Annotated in this window: 16 protein-coding genes; 10 read left to right on the forward strand and 6 right to left on the reverse strand. The window is 72.3% G+C overall.

Going from position 1 to position 16047, the window contains the following annotated elements; translation table 11 throughout:
• Positions 1-290: 290 nt before the first annotated feature.
• The 5 genes from ATL40_RS12540 to ATL40_RS12560 form a co-directional block, all read right to left on the reverse strand.
• Complete coding sequence (locus ATL40_RS12540) at positions 291-677, reverse strand: SdpI family protein (RefSeq protein WP_098469835.1); 387 nt, start codon at positions 675-677, stop codon at positions 291-293.
• A gap of 185 nt (positions 678-862) precedes the next feature.
• Positions 863-1144 carry a hypothetical protein gene (locus ATL40_RS12545; protein WP_098469836.1) on the reverse strand — a complete coding sequence of 94 codons (282 nt, stop codon included), beginning with the start codon at positions 1142-1144 and terminating at the stop codon, positions 863-865.
• 183 nt (positions 1145-1327) lie between these two features.
• Entirely contained in the window at positions 1328-1621 is a 294-nt protein-coding gene (locus ATL40_RS12550) for a hypothetical protein (protein ID WP_098469837.1), read from the reverse strand.
• Entirely contained in the window at positions 1618-1950 is a 333-nt protein-coding gene (locus ATL40_RS12555; RefSeq protein ID WP_245867078.1) for an ArsR/SmtB family transcription factor, read from the reverse strand. Before ATL40_RS12555 ends, ATL40_RS12550 begins: the two co-directional genes overlap by 4 nt.
• An 85-nt stretch (positions 1951-2035) precedes the next feature.
• Positions 2036-3106, reverse strand: coding sequence for a carboxylate-amine ligase (locus tag ATL40_RS12560; protein ID WP_098469839.1), 1071 nt, complete (start codon positions 3104-3106; stop codon positions 2036-2038).
• Positions 3107-3179: 73 nt separating this feature from the next.
• Between ATL40_RS12560 and ATL40_RS12565 the strand changes: the two genes are divergently transcribed.
• Positions 3180-3614 carry a DUF3054 domain-containing protein gene (locus ATL40_RS12565; protein ID WP_245867082.1) on the forward strand — a complete coding sequence of 145 codons (435 nt, stop codon included), beginning with the start codon at positions 3180-3182 and terminating at the stop codon, positions 3612-3614.
• Positions 3615-3747: 133 nt separating this feature from the next.
• Here ATL40_RS12565 and ATL40_RS12570 read toward each other — a convergent pair whose 3' ends face one another.
• Positions 3748-5550: a solute:sodium symporter family transporter gene (locus ATL40_RS12570; protein ID WP_098469840.1), complete on the reverse strand. Its 1803-nt coding sequence runs from the start codon at positions 5548-5550 to the stop codon at positions 3748-3750.
• A 195-nt stretch (positions 5551-5745) separates the two neighbouring features.
• Between ATL40_RS12570 and ATL40_RS12575 the strand changes: the two genes are divergently transcribed.
• The 9 genes from ATL40_RS12575 to ATL40_RS12615 all read left to right on the forward strand — a co-directional run bounded on the left by ATL40_RS12575 (position 5746) and on the right by ATL40_RS12615 (position 15912).
• Positions 5746-6762: a LacI family DNA-binding transcriptional regulator gene (locus tag ATL40_RS12575; RefSeq protein ID WP_098469841.1), complete on the forward strand. Its 1017-nt coding sequence runs from the start codon at positions 5746-5748 to the stop codon at positions 6760-6762.
• A gap of 31 nt (positions 6763-6793) precedes the next feature.
• Positions 6794-9079, forward strand: a complete 2286-nt coding sequence (locus ATL40_RS12580) for an alpha-galactosidase (RefSeq protein ID WP_098469842.1) — start codon at positions 6794-6796, stop codon at positions 9077-9079.
• Between the two features lie 120 nt (positions 9080-9199).
• A complete protein-coding gene (locus tag ATL40_RS12585) occupies positions 9200-9604 on the forward strand; it encodes a response regulator (protein ID WP_098469843.1) in 405 nt (134 codons plus the stop codon).
• On the forward strand, positions 9601-11400 hold the full coding sequence (locus ATL40_RS12590; protein ID WP_098469844.1) for a sensor histidine kinase: 1800 nt from the start codon (positions 9601-9603) through the stop codon (positions 11398-11400). Before ATL40_RS12585 ends, ATL40_RS12590 begins: the two co-directional genes overlap by 4 nt.
• Complete coding sequence (locus ATL40_RS12595; RefSeq protein WP_098469845.1) at positions 11397-12473, forward strand: response regulator; 1077 nt, start codon at positions 11397-11399, stop codon at positions 12471-12473. Before ATL40_RS12590 ends, ATL40_RS12595 begins: the two co-directional genes overlap by 4 nt.
• On the forward strand, positions 12473-13447 hold the full coding sequence (locus ATL40_RS12600) for an ATP-grasp domain-containing protein (RefSeq protein ID WP_098469846.1): 975 nt from the start codon (positions 12473-12475) through the stop codon (positions 13445-13447). The genes ATL40_RS12595 and ATL40_RS12600 overlap by 1 nt, the downstream gene beginning before the upstream one ends.
• Positions 13444-14193, forward strand: coding sequence for a PHP domain-containing protein (locus ATL40_RS12605; protein ID WP_098469847.1), 750 nt, complete (start codon positions 13444-13446; stop codon positions 14191-14193). Before ATL40_RS12600 ends, ATL40_RS12605 begins: the two co-directional genes overlap by 4 nt.
• The gene (locus tag ATL40_RS12610) at positions 14186-15736 is read left to right on the forward strand and encodes a glycosyltransferase family 2 protein (protein ID WP_098469848.1); all 1551 of its coding nucleotides are present in this window, start codon (positions 14186-14188) and stop codon (positions 15734-15736) included. Before ATL40_RS12605 ends, ATL40_RS12610 begins: the two co-directional genes overlap by 8 nt.
• On the forward strand, positions 15733-15912 hold the full coding sequence (locus ATL40_RS12615) for a hypothetical protein (RefSeq protein ID WP_098469849.1): 180 nt from the start codon (positions 15733-15735) through the stop codon (positions 15910-15912). The genes ATL40_RS12610 and ATL40_RS12615 overlap by 4 nt, the downstream gene beginning before the upstream one ends.
• Positions 15913-16047 lie beyond the last annotated feature (135 nt).

A 16047-nucleotide genomic window follows, 5' to 3' on the forward strand; every position in this document is an offset into this window, starting at 1 on the left:
ATCATCGCGGCGACGGCGGACCATCTCCTGGTCGAACGTGGCAATACTCGGCCCTCCGGTGCACGTTGATCGTTGAGCCTTCAACGTAAGCGTGCAGATTCCCGCTCGCATTCCAGGAAAGGCGGCAAGAAGCAGCTCCCGGGGTCATCAATAGGGCCAAATGCGTCCAACTGCCGGGCAACAATGGCGGACCACGCTCTCGCATCATCGGAAGTGACGACGCATCGGAAGCGGAAGTGCCTCAGCAATCCAGCCGGCCACGCCTGGAGTATGCAAGGCGCCAGGCGCGCTCAGGTGCTGACGTCCTCGGCGGACTCTCCGACCACGTTGGCGGCACGGTTCCCGCGGGCGGCCCCCACGAGCACCGAGGCGAGCACCAGGCCCGTGCCCGCGAGCGCGACCACGGCGAGCGCCACATCCGCAGCCGGGTCCGCGATGCCCACCGCGAGCGCGGCAAACCCGGTCACCACGGCGAGGACGCCGCCGAGCCGGGTGGGCCCGGCGGCCGCGGTCTGCGCCGCCGCCCACGCCTCGTCGCTCGCGAGGGTGGCCGTGGTGCGCACCCCGGCGATCCCGTTCCGCGTCAGCGTGCCGCGCACGCTCGCGCCGGCGATCCACAGCATGGCGCCGCCGCCGGCCACCAGGCTGACGCAGAGCAGGATCGCGGTCACGAGCATGGCGGAGCCTCCGGGCTGGCGATCACGACCACCCTCGAGGCCGGACCTCGCTGGGGACGGAGAATCTGCCGACGACTCGGCGCGATCCCGGAGGCAGGGTGCCGCTCACCTGGGCAGACGCTCCGCCGCGGGTGGACGGCCACACGGATTCTCCGTCGAGAGCGAGGCATTCTTTCAACCTACCCTTAGGCGTCGCTCTCCCAGGGCTCGAGTTTCCCTCGCTCCTTGCCGCCGGCGAGCTCACGCCGGGTGTGCTCGGCGCGGTCCCGGTCCGCGGCGTCGGTATCGGCGTCGTTGTGGGAGGAGTCCGGCCCCATCCCGGGTTCGGACACGCCCGACTCCCCGAACGCCTCGGTGTACTCCTCCGCGACGGCGCCACCGACGCGCGGGGTCGGCGCCTTCACCTCGGCCGGGTCCGTGAGCTGCGTCTCGGGGTTCTGGTTCTCCTCGTAGTAGGTGCCACCCATGGGCCTGCTCCCTTCGCTCGAGTCCGTCCAGTCTCACGCGGGAGGCGGGCCACCCACCAGGGGTACGGGCGGATCCGTCGCGCCCCGCATACGCGAAGCGGCGGCACGGGTATCCGTGCCGCCGCCCCTGAGCGCGCCATTCGAGTGCGCTCCGTGATTGCTCCCCCGTGGGGAGCGGGTCACTCAGTGCTCGTCGTAGTGCTCACCGTGTGCGGCGTGCTTGTGGCCGTTGTGCACGTAGTCGGTGTGGTCACCGTGCGCCACGGCCTCGTGACCGCAGTCCGCGCCGTGCGCGTGCTCGGCCGGCGTGTGCTCCGCCACGTCGCCGTGCTCGTCGTAGTGGTCACCATGCGGGGCGTGGTGGTGCCCGTCGTGCACGTAGTCGGTGTGGTCACCGTGCGCCACGGCCTCGTGACCGCACTCGGCGCCGTGCGCGTGCTCGGCGGTGGTGTGCTCGGCCTTCATCTCGATGCTCATCGTGGGTCTCCTTCGGGGGTGCTGACTGTCTCGTGGTGGGCGTGTCCCTCGCGGACGTGGTCGAGCGCATCGGCGACCACGTGCGTCACGTGGGTATCGACGACCCGATAGAGCACGGACCGACCCTGCCGGTCCGCCTCGACCAGCCCCGCCTGGCGCAGCGTTCGCAGGTACTGGGACACCAACGGCTGGGACAGGCCCGTGGTCTCCACCAACGCGCTCACCGTGGTCGGTGCGCGGTCGATGAGGATCAGCAGGCTGAGCCGACCGGGTGAACCCAGGACCTTGAACAGCTCCGCCGCCTGCGCGATGCCGGTCTCGTCGTCCACGCACACCACCATGCCAGACTCATGCAGATATTGCAATGTTTGCATGTTAGTGGGAAGGGTTCTCGGACTCAGTACCAGCACGGACTCAGGCCATCGTCACCGCGTGCGCGCGCCGCACCACCTCGGCGAGGTCACCGGACCCATCCCACCAGGTGAGTTGCCGGCGGGCACCGTCCCGCCCCGCCAGCAGATCGGCCACCCCGCCGCGCACCCGGTCCCGGTCCGGGCCGAGCGCGTCGTCCACGTGGGCGAGCAGTTCCTCGACCACCGCGGCCGCGGGCGCCGGCCGCAGGTCCCGCGGGGAGATGAGGTCACCGGTCAGGCCGCTGCGCGCTGCCCGCCAGCCCATGATCCGCAGTAGCTCGATGCGGGTGTCTGCCGGTGGTCCCGTCTGCTGCGCCGCGGTCTCCACCAGGGCACGGACCAGGCCCGCGAGCGCCACGGCGTGCTCCACCTCGAGCGTCACATCGCACACCCGTACCTCCACGGTCGGGTAGCGGGCGGACAGCCGCGCGTCGAAGTACACCATCCCCGTATCCAGCAGGGCGCCGGTCCCCACCAGCGCCCGGACGGTGCGGTGGTAGGCCTCGGGGGTGCCGAACGGTGCGGTGGGACCGGCGCTCGGCCAGCGGCGGAACACCAGCGATCGGTAGCTGGCGTACCCGGTGTGCTCGCCCTGCCAGAACGGGGAGTTGGCACCGAGCGCCACGAGAACCGGGAGCCACGGCCGGATCCGGTCCAGCACGTGGACCCCCTCGGCGTCGTCCGCCACCCCCACGTGCACGTGCGCACCGCACGTGAGTTGCTCACGCGCCGTGGCCGCCACGAGCTCGCGGATGCGCTCGTACCGCTCCCCCGGGCTCAGCACGGGCGTGCCCGGCAGGGGCGAGGACCCGAGGGCCACGATGTCGGCCCCGGCGCACTGCGCCGCCTCCTGGGCACGACGGCGCGCGGCACGCAGGTAGGTCGCCATCTCATCGAGGGTGGTCGCCACAGGTGTGGAGATCTCGACCTGCTGCTCCTGCAGCTCGCCCTCCAGGGTGATCCCGTCCGCCCCACGGCCCTCACCCGAATCGAGGACCATGCGCGAGACCGCCACGGGTTCCCCACCGCCGCCGACGAGCAGGTACTCCTCTTCCACACCGAGTGTGCGCACAGTCGGCAGTATGCGCCCGCGCGGTGCCGTGCGGGGGGATCGGGGCCAAACCCGCGCCACCTACCCTGGAGGGGTGCGACCCTCCCCCGACACCAACGATCAGCCCACCACCGCCGAGACCACCGCGACCGGCGTCGGAGCCGAGCCGCGGCGCCGCGTGGCAGCGGGCGCGATCGCGGACACCCTCGCCGTGCTGCTCTTCGTGCTGATCGGGCGGGACACCCACCACGACTCCGGCGTGCTGGCCGGGCTGCTGGGCACCGCGTGGCCGTTCCTCCTCGCGGCGACCCTCGGGTGGGCCGTGACCCGCGCGTGGCGCGCCCCGGCACGGGTGTGGCCCACGGGCGTGATCGTGTGGGCGGTCACGGTGCTCGGTGGCCTCGCCCTGCGCGGCGTCACCGGCGGCGGCCTGTCCGGTGGGTTCCCCCTGGTCACCGCGATCGCGCTGGCCGTGCTCCTGCTGGGCTGGCGAGCGATCGTCGCGCTGGCCACGCGCCCCCGCCGCTGACCTGGCCCGAGCAGGTCGCCGCGCGCGACACCCCGCGCGCCTCACCCGGCAGGAGGACCACCCGAACGCGGGACCACCCCGGCTCGCGCCCGAGGGGCAAGGCGCGAACCGGGGTGGCCGGTATGGGAGGGACTCAGGCCGGTTCGGTCAGCGCTGCCTGCTCCGGCTCGGCGCCGCCGGCGTCCTCACCGCCCTCGGCGGGCGGGCGCGCCGCGGGCCAGCGGCGGTCGGCCCACACCCCGATCAGGGTGCCGCCGGCGATGAGCGCGGCGATGGTGGCCACGGCGGAGAGGGAGAGTCCGTGGCCCGAGGCGATGCCGAAGGTGCTGAACAGCACGTACATCGAGATCATCGTGCCCATCACGAACCCCGCCATCCGGTAGCGGTAGGGCCACGGGTACATCTCCACCACGTGGTTCTCCGGCAACTGGTAGGGCGTCTCGCGCGGCCAGAGGCGCCCGAGGGCGAGGATCAGCAACGAGGTGATCACGAACAGGATCGCCGAGACGTGCATGAAGTGCAGGCCGGCGTCGGCCACCTGGGCGGAGAAGACCGTCTGGGAGAGTCCGTAGCAGACCACGAAGAACGCCAGCCCGATGTTGGCGGCGCGGGAGGAGACCCGCTTGGTCACGTACCCGAGCAGGATGATGGTGAAGATCGGCACGTTGAAGAAGCCGTTGACCATCTGCAGCCAGGTGAACAACCCGGTGCCGGTGTACATCAGGAACGGGGAGGCGAACAGGCCGATCAGCGCCACGACGATCGCGAACCACTTCCCGGACCTCACCACCTTCGCCTCGGGGGCGTTCTTGCCGAAGTACGGCTTGTACACGTTGGTGGCGTACAGCGTGGAGGCGGAGTTCAGCACCGAGTTGAACGTGGACAGGATCGCGCCCATCAGCGCCGCGGCCACGAACGCCAGCAGCGGCACGGGCAGCACCTGAGCGGCGAACAGCGGGTAGATCGAGTCGCTGGTCTGCCCCTCGGGCACCTCGATGAGGGCCTGCGCGGCCATGATCCCGGGGATGATCAGCATGAACGGTGTGAGCACCTTCAGCAGGCCGGCGATCAGCACGCCCTTCTCGGCCTGCGCGAGGTTCTTGGCGCCCAGCGCCCGCTGGATCACGGACTGGTCGGTGCCCCAGTAGTACAGGTTCACCAGGATCAGCCCGGTGATGGCGGCCGTGAAGGGCAGGTTCGGGTCGTCCGCGGCGCCGAACGCGTTGAACTTCTCCGGATCGGTGGTCAGGAACCGGTCCAGTCCGGCGGAGAACCCGCCGCCGTCGATCCGGCCGAGGAACCAGAAGCCGAGGACGGGCACCAGCAGGCCCCCGATGATCAGCGCGATGCCGTTGATGGAGTCCGAGATCGCCACGGCCTTGAGCCCACCGAAGATGGCGTAGGCGCCGCCGACGACGCCGATCAGCCACACGAAGATCGTCACCGAGGCGAACTGGGAGATCCCGAACAGCTCCGGCACGTTGAACATGCCCGAGAGCGCCACCGCGCCCGCGTAGAGCGTGACCGGCACGAGGTTCACCACGTACAGCACGAGGAAGAGGATCGTGACGAAGTTGCGGGTGCCGGGACCGAACCGGCTCTCGATGAAGTCCGGGATGGTGGTGATGCCCTGCTTGAGGTAGCGGGGCACCAGGAAGAGGGCCACCACGATGAGGGTCACGCCAGAGAAGACCTCATACCCCATCACCGCCATGTTGACGTCGTAGGCGTTCGCGGACATCCCCACGAAGTTGGAGGCCTGCAGGTTGGTCAGCAGCAGGGAGCCGGCGATCACCCAGCCGGAGAGGGACCGGCCGGCCAGGAAGTAGCCGTCGCTGGAGTCGAACTTGGTGCCCCGCACCCGCATCACGGTGATGACCGCCACGATCACCATGAACAGCAGGAACAGGGATACGAGCCAGGCTGTCTCGCTCATTGCTCATCCCCCTTTGGATGGTTGCGGCCCCCATCGTCGGGGACTCGGTGACCGGGAATCTACACGAGTAGAGTTCACCCAGGCAAGAGTCATCTTCTCGAGTAGACCGTTGGCATCTCAACGCTCTACTCGGGTAGAGTCTCGGCACTGGTACCGCCCCACGCGGAACCGGTCCACGCATGCAAGGAGGCAGCGATGCAGACGGCCAGGGTGACCCGAGCGGATGTCGCGCGCGCGGCGGGGGTGAGCACCGCCGTCGTCAGCTACGTGGTCAACGGCGGCCCGCGGCCGGTCGCCGCGGAGACCGCCACGCGGGTCCGGGAGGCCATGGCCACCCTGGGTTACCAGCCTGACCTCACCGCCCGGGCCCTCAAGCGCGGCTCCAGCCAGACGCTCGGCCTGATCCTCATGGACACCCTCAACCCCTTCTTCGCCGAACTGCACCAGGAGCTCCAGCGCGCCGCCGCCGCGCACGGCTTCCACCTCGTCGTCGGGGAGTCCCACGGCGATGCGCAGGTGGAGCAGGAGCTCATCACCGAGCTCATCGGGCGCCGCGTGGACGGCCTGCTGCTGATGAGCTCCGGGGAGCGCTGGCGCTCCGAGCCCGTGCCCCACCCGGGCGCGCCGGTCACCGTGCACCTGGACACCGCCGGCGCGCTGGCCGGCCGACACACCATCGGACCGGACGCCCAGACCGGGGCGCGCGACGCCGTCGCCCACCTCGCCGACCACGGCGCCACCCGAATCGGCCTGGTGATCGGCCCGGAGGGGCTGGCCACCCCCGACCCGCGCCTCGCCGGCTGGCGCGCCGAACTCGCCGAACGCGGCCTGACCGAGGGACCCATCGTGATCGAGGAGTGGAGCAACGCCGGCGGCTACCGCGCGGTGCGGGACCTCCTGGCCCGCGGCGACTTGCCCGAGGCTCTGCTCGTGGCCTCCGACGCCCAGGCGATCGGCGCCCTGCGCGCCCTGCACGAGGCCGGGATCGACCTGCCCACCGGCTGTCGGGTGGCGAGCTTCGACGGCACCCACGCCGGCGGGTACACCTGGCCCGCGCTCACCTCCGCCCGCCAGCCCACCGCCGCCATGGCCGCCGCGGCGCTCGAGGTGATCACCGACCCCGGCCGCGAGAGCGCCCACCGCAGTTTCCCCGTCGACCTCGTGATCCGCGAGTCCTGCGGCTGCCCCGCCACCCCTCCCCGCAACGCCTGAGCACGATGACACCCGCCCCGGAAGGACCCCGATGACCACTGCGACGCCCCCCACCGAGGCGCCCCTCACCGCGGCGTCGACCCGCACCCTCGCCATGCGCGCCGCCGGCGTGGGCCTGGTGCTGGACCTGAGCGAGCGCCATCTGCCCGCGATCGTGCACTGGGGCGCCGACCTCGGCCCCCTCACCGCCGCCGACGCCGCCACCCTCGCCGCCACCCAGGTGAACCCGACCGGCCTCAATCAGGTGGACGAGCCGGTGCGCCTCGCGCTGCTGCCCGAGGCGCACGCCGGGTGGCCCGGCCGCCCCGGCCTCGCCGGCTCGCGGGCGGGCCGGGCCTTCTCGCCCCGGTTCACGGTCACCGAGACCCTCCTCGACGGCGCAGCCTGGCGGAGCGAACACGCCGACGTGGGTGCGGCGCACCTGCGGGTGGAGGCGCGGGACGAGCGCAACCATCTCGCCCTGACGCTCGAGATCGAACTGCTGAGCGACGGTGCACTGCGCACCCGTGCGCGGGTCACCAACACGGCCGCCGACACGAGCACCGACTCGGCCAGCGGGGACTACCACCTGGACGCCCTCGCTCTGGCCCTCCCCGTGCCGCGGGAGGCGAGCGAGATCCTCGACTTCGCCGGACGCTGGGCCCGCGAGCGCACCCCGCAGCGCTCCCCCTTCGGCGTCGGCACGCACCTGCGGGAGAACCGCCGCGGTCGCACCGGCGCGGACTCCGCCTACCTGCTGCACGCCGGCACACCCGGATTCGACTTCGCCACGGGTGAGGTCTGGGCCGTGCACACCGCGTGGAGCGGGAACCACGTGCACTACGCCGAGCACCTCTTCTCCGGGGAGCGGGTGCTGGGCGGTGGCGAACTGCTGCTGCCGGGCGAGGTGGTGCTCGCGCCGTCGCAGTCCTACACCTCCCCCTGGCTGTACGGCTCCTACGGCGGAGGGCTGGACGCCGTCGCCCACCGCTTCCACCGCTACCTGCGCTCCCGGCCGCAGCACCCGGCCACGCCCCGACCGGTCACGCTGAACGTGTGGGAGGCGGTGTACTTCGACCACTCGCTGCAGCCGCTGCTGGACCTCGCGGACCTCGCCGCACAGATCGGGGTGGAGCGCTACGTGCTGGACGACGGCTGGTTCGGCGCCCGCCGCGACGACACCGCCGGACTGGGCGACTGGGTGGTCTCCGCCGAGGTGTGGCCGGACGGACTGACCCCACTGATCGAGCACGTCACGGGCCTGGGCATGCAGTTCGGGCTCTGGTTCGAACCGGAGATGGTCAACCTGGACTCCGACATCGCGCGGGCGCACCCGGAGTGGATCATGACCGCCGACCCCGACCGGCTCCCGGTCGCCAGCCGGCACCAGCAGGTGCTGAACCTGACGATCCCGGAGTGCTACGCCCACATCCGCGACGCGATGGTGGCCGTACTCGAGGCCAACGACATCGCCTACCTCAAGTGGGACCACAACCGCGACCTCGTGGAGGCCGGGACCGCCGCGACCGGTCGGCCCGCGGTGCACGAGCAGACCCGGGCGTTCTACCGGCTGGTGGACGAGCTCAAGGAGCGCTTCCCCGGGCTGGAGATCGAGTCCTGCGCCTCCGGTGGCGCCCGCATCGACCTGGGGGTGCTGGAGCGCACCGACCGGGTGTGGACCTCGGACTGCATCGACCCGCTGGAACGCCAGCTCATGCACCGCTGGACCTCCTCGCTGATCCCGCCGGAACTCATGGGGGCACACATCGCCTCCGGGGTCTCCCACACCACCGGGCGCTGGCACACCCTGGGGTTCCGGGCGGCCACCGCGATGTTCGGGCACCTGGGGATCGAGTGGGACCTGCGCGCCGCCTCCGCCCAGGAACTGGCGGAGCTGACGGCGTGGATCGCCTTCCACCGCGCGCACCGGGACCTGCTGCACGGCGGCGACCTGGTGCGGCTGGACACCGGCGAGGAGACCCTGATCGGGCAGGGCGTGGTGGCACCGGATCGCACCCGTGCGCTGTACAGCCTCGCGAGCGTGGCGGGCGCCGTGACGAGCATGCCGGGGCGGGTGCGGCTTGCGGGGCTGGACCCGGCGCGGCGCTACCGGGTGCGGCCGGTGTTGCCGGCCGGTGAGGCGGTGGGGGTGCTGCCGCCGCCGTGGTGGGGCATCGGCTCCGGCGGCTTCGGGGCGCTCGGCGCCATGACCGCCGAGCAGATCGCGGCCGCCCCCGGCGTGGAGCTGAGCGGCGCGGCGCTGGGGAGCGTGGGCGTGGTGCACGCCCCGGGGATTCCCGAGACGGCGGTGCTGTACGAGGCGGTGGCCGTGGACTGAGCGGACCCACCGGCGCCGGCCTGGGTGGCAGGTGTACCCGACGCGCGGTGATCCCGCCAGAGCCGTAGGCTCGGGACAGCAGTGGAGTTCCCCCCGACCCCTCGCCTGTGAGAGTTGCGAATGAGCGACGCACCACCCAGAGACTGGCGCACCGTCGTGGTGGACGACGACCCCGACATCCGCCACCTCATGGAGCTCGCCGCACAGCGCGCAGGCACCACGGTGATCGCTACCGCCGAGGACGGCCCGGGCGCCCTGGCCACGATCCTGGAGCACGCCCCCGATCTGGTGCTGCTCGACGTCTCCCTGCCCGGCATGTCCGGCCTCGAGGTGCTGTATCACCTCGTCTCCGCGTTGGGGGGAAGCACCGCACCACGCCCGCGCGTGGTGGTGGTCTCCGCGAGCGTGGGCCCGATCGACCGGGAACGCACCACCGCCGCGGGGGCGGATGCGTTCGTACCGAAGCCGTTCCGGGTCCGGGACCTCGCCAGCACCCTCGCCGGCCACATCGCGGCCTGGAGATGACCGCCTCCCCCAGCGCCGGCTCAACCGGCTCAACGGGCTCGACGGGCTCCACCGGCTCCCGCACCGGCCGTGCCGTCTCCACCCTGCTCTCCATCGGTACCACCCCGCGCCGGCGCCAACTCTCGGTCACGGCCACGATGGCCCTCGCTCTGCTGCTGGCGTGGGCGCTCCCCGGCAATCCGATCGAGGAACCGGGCCTCGTGATCGCGGCCGGTGCCGTCATCGCGGTGCCGACGGTGCTCGCACTGACCATGGACTGGGATCGTCACGACGACGCCGTGGAGGCCGTGCTGCCGCTGCTCACCCTCGCGGCCTTCGCCCTGCTGCGGGCCGGCACCGGTGGCGTGAGCTCGGTGTTCGGAGCGATCGTGCTGCTCCCGGTGTTCTGGATCGCCTCGCTCTCGGGCCGCCGCTGGCTCTGGCTCGTGGTGGTCGGAATCGCCGTGGTGGTGGGGCTGCCCTACGCGCTCGGCGTGGACACCTTCTCTGCGGCCAGCCTCACCCGCGTGCTGTTCACCCCAGCGATGTACGTGCTGCTCGCAGCCAGCGTGAACGCCCTGTCCAACCAGCTGCGCAGCTACGGGCAGGAGATGGCCGAACAGGCGAGCTTCACCACCGGGGTGCTGGACTCCATGGTGCACGTCGCCCTGATCGTGACCGACGCCCGAGGCGGCGTGGTGCTCCTGGGCCCGGGTGCCCGCACCATGCTCGGGCTCCCCGCGCAGCCCGGGCCCTGCGATCCGCGGCTGGTCACGGAGATCATCGCGGTCGACACCGCCTCCCAGCCCCCGGAGATGGGGCCCGAGCCCCGGGCGCTGCTCGCCCGGATCGACGGCACGCACGACGTCACCACCGGCCTGCGCCTGCTGCCCCGCGGCGGTCCTCCCCTGCCGATCCACCTCTCCAGCACGGCGCAGCGGGACTCCTCGGGGCGCGTCATCGGGCACATCCTGCTCGCCACCGACATGAGCGACCAGGTCAAGCTCGACCGGATGAAGGACGAGTTCATCGGCACGGTCTCCCACGAGCTGCGCACCCCGCTCTCCTCGATCCTGGGCTACCTCGAACTGCTCGGGGAGGAGGACGAGCCCCTCACCCCCACCCAACGTCGCTACCTGGAGGTCGCCGAACGCAACGCGCAGCGGCTGCTCGCCCTCGTGGGAGACCTGCTCTTCGTGGCGCAGGTGGACGCCGACCGGATCCCGCTGAACGTCGAGGACGTGGACCTGGTCCGGGTGGTGCGTGCCGCCGCGCAGTCCGCGCAACCCGCCGCTGTGCGCACCGGTGTGCACCTGGTGGTCGAGGCGCCCGACACCCTCCCCTTCCACGGCGACCCCCGCCGACTGGGTCAGGTGTGCGACAACCTGCTCGCCAACGCGCTGAAGTTCACCCCGACGGGTGGCACGGTCACCCTCATCCTGCGTCGCGACGGCGTCGACCCCGCGGCGGCCCCGGAGGACACAGGGCCCGCACGGGCCGCACCTCCGAGCGACGCCGTCGTGCTCGAGGTCACCGACACCGGGATCGGGATCCCCGCCGAGGAACTCGACCACCTCTTCACCCGGTTCTTCCGTGGCTCCACCGCCACCGCCCGCGCCATCAAGGGCGTCGGGCTCGGCCTGCACATCACCCGCGCCATCGTGCTGGCACACGGCGGTGCCCTGGGCGCCCGCTCGCAGGTCGGCATCGGGACGACCTTCACGGTCACGCTGCCCATCGGCGGCGCCGAGCCTGCCCCCGACGCCGATGCCACCCCCGTTCCCCGCATCCCTCACGAGAGCGTGGCCACCTCATGACCGCACCCGACCCCCCGCACCGCGTGCTCGTGGTGGAGGACGACGCCGATATCGCCGACTACCTCGCGATCGTGCTGGAGCGCCGAGGGTTCGAGGTGGCCACTCGCCACGACGGCGCCGCCGGACTGGCCGCCGCGCGCGAACTGCGCCCCGAGGTGCTGGTGACCGACGTGGAGATGCCCGGCATGAACGGACTCGACCTCGCCGAGGCGGCCCGGCGGGAGGACCCCACCATCGCGGTGGTCGTGATCACCGCGCACGCCTCGGTCGACTACGCCGTGCGGGCTCTGCGGGGCCGGGCCGATGAGTTCCTCACCAAACCGATCACCTCCCAGGCACTGCTGCACGCCGTCGCCCCGCTCGCTGCCCGGGCGCGCGGTGAGCGTGCACGGCGCAGCGCCCGCACCGTCCTGGCGATCGGCGCCCATCCCGACGACGTCGAGATCGCGGTCGGTGGCACGCTGGCCGCGCACGCCGACGCCGGCGACCCCGTGGTGATCCTCACCCTCTCCCGTGGCGCCCGCGGCGGCGGCACCACGAACCGGCAGAACGAGGCGATGGCCGCGGCAGAACGACTCGGCGCGCGACTCTTCCTGGAGGACCTCCCCGACACGACGATCCCCCCGGCCGACCCCACGGTGGGGATCATCGAGCGGGTGGTGGCCGAGGTGCGCCCCGCCATCGTCTACACCCACTCCGGTCGCGACCGTCATCAGGACCACCGCGCCGTCGCCTCCGCCAGCCTCGTGGCCACCCGGCGGGTCGACACGGTCGCCTGCTTCCAGACCCCCTCAGCCACCGTGGACTTCGCGCCCTCCCGGTTCGTGACGATCGACCGGTACATCGACGCGAAGCTCCACCTCATCGCGGCATTCGCGTCCCAGACCGCCATCCGCGACTACCTCGAACCGGACTTCGTGCGCGCCACCGCCCGGTACTGGTCCCGGTTCGGCACGGGCCGCTACGCCGAACCGCTGGAGATCGTGCGGGATGCCTCCGGGGTGGGCGTGCCCGACGGCGCAGCGCACCTGACCGCGCCGGTCACCACCGCAGAACTGACCAGGGAGTCCTGATGCCTGCACGTGTTCTCGTGACCGGGGCCGGTGGGCCCGCCGGGGTCGCCGTCATTCGCTCCCTGCTGCGCCGGGAGGCGCAGGAGGGCGACATCGAGGTGTTCGCGGCCGATATGGACGGCTGGGCGAGCGGCCTCTACCTCGTGGCCGCGGACCGACGCCTGCTCGTGCCGCCGGGCGCCTCCCCCGCGTTCGTGCCGACCGTGCGGCAACGGGTGGCCGACCTCGGGATCGCGGTGGTGATCTCCACCGTGGACGTCGAACTCCTGCCCCTGGCACGTGAGCGTGACAGCCTCGGCGCGGAACTCGCCGCACCGTCGCTCGCCGCGCTGGAGACGTGCCTGGACAAGTGGCGCCTGGTCCAGGCATGCCGGACCGCCGGCGCCGCGGTACCCCGCACCATGGTGCTGGAACCCGCCGCGATCAGCGCCGACTGGGACTACCCGGTGATCGTCAAGCCGCGCTCGGGCGCGGGCTCGCGCGGCGTGCGGCTGGTCGCCAACCCGGCCGATCTCGCGGCGATCGGCTCCGACTCCACGCTGATCGTGCAGGAGAACCTGCCCGGCGAGGAGTACTCCGTGGACACCGTGATCGGGCCCACCGGCGTGATCGCCGCGGTGCCGCGCCTGAGGGCCCGGGTGGACTCCGGCGTGGCGATCGCCGGGCGCACCGTGGCCGACCCCGAGTTGGTGGAGGTGGCCGCCGCCTGCGCCCGCGCCGCCGGGCTGCTCGGCGTGGTCAACGTCCAACTGCGGCGCCGCGCCTCCGGCCGACCGGCCCTGCTCGAGATCAACCCCCGGTTCTCAGGGGCGATGCCGCTCACGATCGCCTCCGGCGTGGACATGCCCTCCCTCGCGGTGGACATAGCCCTGGGACTGCCGCTGCCGGAGCGGGTGCCGTTCGCGGAGGTCGCGGCGGTGCGGTTCCTGGAGGACGTGGTGGTGCCGGTCGAGGAGATCGAGGCACTCACGTGAGCACCGCACCGGGCGGGTGGCAGGCGGAGTTGCTCACCGGGGACTTCCACGTGCACACCGACGTCTCCGACGACGCCCACTCGCCCCTGGCGGACTGCCTCGCGGCCGCGATCGCCCGGGGCCTGCGGGTGGTGCGGATCACCGACCACGTGCGGGTGGACTCCACCTGGCTGCCGCGCCGCGCCGCGCTGCTGGCGGCGGCCGCCCAGAGCGGCATCGCATCCGAACTCCAGGTGCTGCCGGGGTTCGAGACGAAGCTGCTCGACGTCGTCGGGCACCTCGACGCCCCACCCCACCTCCTGCTCACCGCGCCGCAGCACCTGGTGATCGCCGATCATCAGGTGCCGACCCCCACCGGCCCGTGGAGCCCGCGGCACACCCGGGAGGCCATGGCGGCCGGGCTGCCGCCCGCCACGGTGCTGGCGTGGCTGATCGGGTCCTACCTCGCCGTCATGCACCGCCACCCCGGCGCTCAGCTCGCGCACCCGTTCTCGATCCTGCCGAAGATCGGCCTGGCCGAGTCCGACCTCACCGCGCAGCAGGTGGCCGACTGGGCCGGCACCGCTGCCCGGACCGGCACCACGATCGAAGTGAACGAGAAGTGGGGGTGCCCTGCGCCGTCGACCATCGCGGCAGCGCGGCGCGCAGGAGCGAGGCTCGTGGCCTCCTCCGATGCGCACGAGGCCGGCGACGTCGGGCGCTACGCGCGGGTGCCGGCGCTGCTGGCCGAGGCCGCCGATGCGTGAGGCCCTCGAGATCGTACTGGTGGCGTTCGTGGTGATCGGGGCCGTCCCGGCCGTGACGATGGGGCTCCAGTTCCTCCTCGTGCCCGTGCACGCCTGGCGCAACCACTACGGGGCGGCCGGTGTGGCCCTGCCGCGCGTCGCCGTCGTGATCCCCGCCTGGAACGAGGGCGCGGTGATCGGGGCCTCGATCGAGCGGCTGCTCGCCCTGGACTACCCGCGCGAGTCGCTGCGACTGTACGTGGTGGACGACGCCTCCACCGACGACACCCCGGCGGTGGTGCTCGACTGGGCCGCGCGCCACCCCGGCCGGGTGATCCACCTGCGACGGGAGAAGGGCGGACAGGGCAAGGCGCACACGCTCAACCACGGGCTCGTGCACGTGCTCGGTGAGCCGTGGGCGCAGGCGGTGCTGATCATGGACGCCGACGTGATCTACGCCCCGGACTCCCTGCGGCGCATGGCGCGGCACCTCGCCGATCCGCAGGTGGGCGCCGTGACGGCCTACATCCGCGAGGGGACGCGCCGCACCGCGTACCTGAACCGGTTCGTGGGCGTGGAGTACGTGCTCGCCCAGCTCGCCGCACGCCGGGCGCAGAACGTGCTCGGGGCCATGGCCTGCCTGGCCGGCGGGGCGCAGCTGCACGCCCGGGCGAACCTGGAGGCGCTCGGCGGACGCATCGACACCGCCACGCTCGCCGAGGACACGGTGACCACGCTGCTCACGCAGATCGACGGGCGACGCGTGGTGTTCGAGCCACACGCCGTGGTGCTGGCGGAGGAGCCCCGGGCGATCGACGCGCTGTGGAAGCAGCGACTGCGGTGGGCGCGTGGGAACGTGCAGGTGACCCGGCGGTTCCGGCGGATCTGGTTCCGGCCGCGGTGGTGGGGGTCCGGTGAGGCGGCAGATGGCGCGGCGGGCGACGGCGGGCGGCACCGTCTCGGGTCGCTCACCTTCGGCGCGATCTGGTTCTCCGTGCTCCTGCTGCCGGTGTTCATGGTGCTCGCCTCGGTGGGGCTCGTGGGCCTGTACCTGCTGGAGTCCTCGCTGCTGTGGCGGGCGTTCCAGTGGCTGTGGATCTCGATCGGGCTGATCTACCTGTACTCGATGCTCATCGGGGTGCAGTTGGACGGGCCGGTCACTCGGCGCGGGTGGCGCGAGGTGATCCTGTTCCCCGGGGCGATTGCGATGGTGGTGATGCTCTCGGCATTCTTCCCCGGGCTCTTCGACGAGCGGGTGCCGGCGCTGTTCGGCCTGCACCTGACGGCTACGGGCGAGCGGATCTGGGTGCTGTTCACCTTCGTGTGGATCTCGGCGTGCATGCTCGGGGCGTGGTTGTGCCGGGTGGTGGACCGGGCCCTGCGGCGCAGCGGCGAGGGCTCGCGCGGGGACGGCGTGGCGAACTGGCTCTCCCCCGTGCTGGTGGGCCTCGTGGGGTACGGGCCGATCCTGTGCGCGATCACCCTGGACTCCTACGTGAAGGAGGCCCGGGGCGCGGCGATGGTGTGGGACAAGACGGAGAAGACGGGACGGGTGCTGTCATGACCGGTCGGCACGCGGGAGCCCCGGGACCCGAGCGCTCGCCCGAGGAGTGGGCGGAACTCACCGCGCACGAGATCGCGACGGACCGGCGAGCCGAGCGGCGGCTGCCGTGGCAGGCCCTGACGACGATCGCCGTCGTGACCCTCGTGGCCTGGTTCCGCCAGGTCATCTACCTCTAGCAGCCACCGCGAGGCAGTTCTGCAGCCACCGCGAGGCAGTTCTGCAGCCACCGCGAGGCAGTTCTGCAGCCACCGACGGCGACGGCGACGGCGACGGCGACGGCGACGGACCAGGGCACTCCTCGCGGGGGACCC

This window comes from Serinibacter salmoneus (genome assembly GCF_002563925.1).
Lineage (GTDB): Bacteria > Actinomycetota > Actinomycetes > Actinomycetales > Beutenbergiaceae > Serinibacter > Serinibacter salmoneus.

What these genes read in the sequence shown, in the direction of transcription:
- ATL40_RS12540 (WP_098469835.1), bottom strand. Translation starts at nt 677, where the DNA reads ATGCTCGTGACCGCGATCCTGCTCTGCGTCAGCCTGGTGGCCGGCGGC.
- ATL40_RS12545 (WP_098469836.1), bottom strand. Translation starts at nt 1,144, where the DNA reads ATGGGTGGCACCTACTACGAGGAGAACCAGAACCCCGAGACGCAGCTC.
- ATL40_RS12550 (WP_098469837.1), bottom strand. Translation starts at nt 1,621, where the DNA reads ATGAGCATCGAGATGAAGGCCGAGCACACCACCGCCGAGCACGCGCAC.
- ATL40_RS12570 (WP_098469840.1), bottom strand. Translation starts at nt 5,550, where the DNA reads ATGAGCGAGACAGCCTGGCTCGTATCCCTGTTCCTGCTGTTCATGGTG.
- ATL40_RS12575 (WP_098469841.1), top strand. Translation starts at nt 5,746, where the DNA reads ATGCAGACGGCCAGGGTGACCCGAGCGGATGTCGCGCGCGCGGCGGGG.
- ATL40_RS12580 (WP_098469842.1), top strand. Translation starts at nt 6,794, where the DNA reads ATGACCACTGCGACGCCCCCCACCGAGGCGCCCCTCACCGCGGCGTCG.
- ATL40_RS12585 (WP_098469843.1), top strand. Translation starts at nt 9,200, where the DNA reads ATGAGCGACGCACCACCCAGAGACTGGCGCACCGTCGTGGTGGACGAC.
- ATL40_RS12590 (WP_098469844.1), top strand. Translation starts at nt 9,601, where the DNA reads ATGACCGCCTCCCCCAGCGCCGGCTCAACCGGCTCAACGGGCTCGACG.
- ATL40_RS12595 (WP_098469845.1), top strand. Translation starts at nt 11,397, where the DNA reads ATGACCGCACCCGACCCCCCGCACCGCGTGCTCGTGGTGGAGGACGAC.
- ATL40_RS12600 (WP_098469846.1), top strand. Translation starts at nt 12,473, where the DNA reads ATGCCTGCACGTGTTCTCGTGACCGGGGCCGGTGGGCCCGCCGGGGTC.
- ATL40_RS12610 (WP_098469848.1), top strand. Translation starts at nt 14,186, where the DNA reads ATGCGTGAGGCCCTCGAGATCGTACTGGTGGCGTTCGTGGTGATCGGG.
- ATL40_RS12615 (WP_098469849.1), top strand. Translation starts at nt 15,733, where the DNA reads ATGACCGGTCGGCACGCGGGAGCCCCGGGACCCGAGCGCTCGCCCGAG.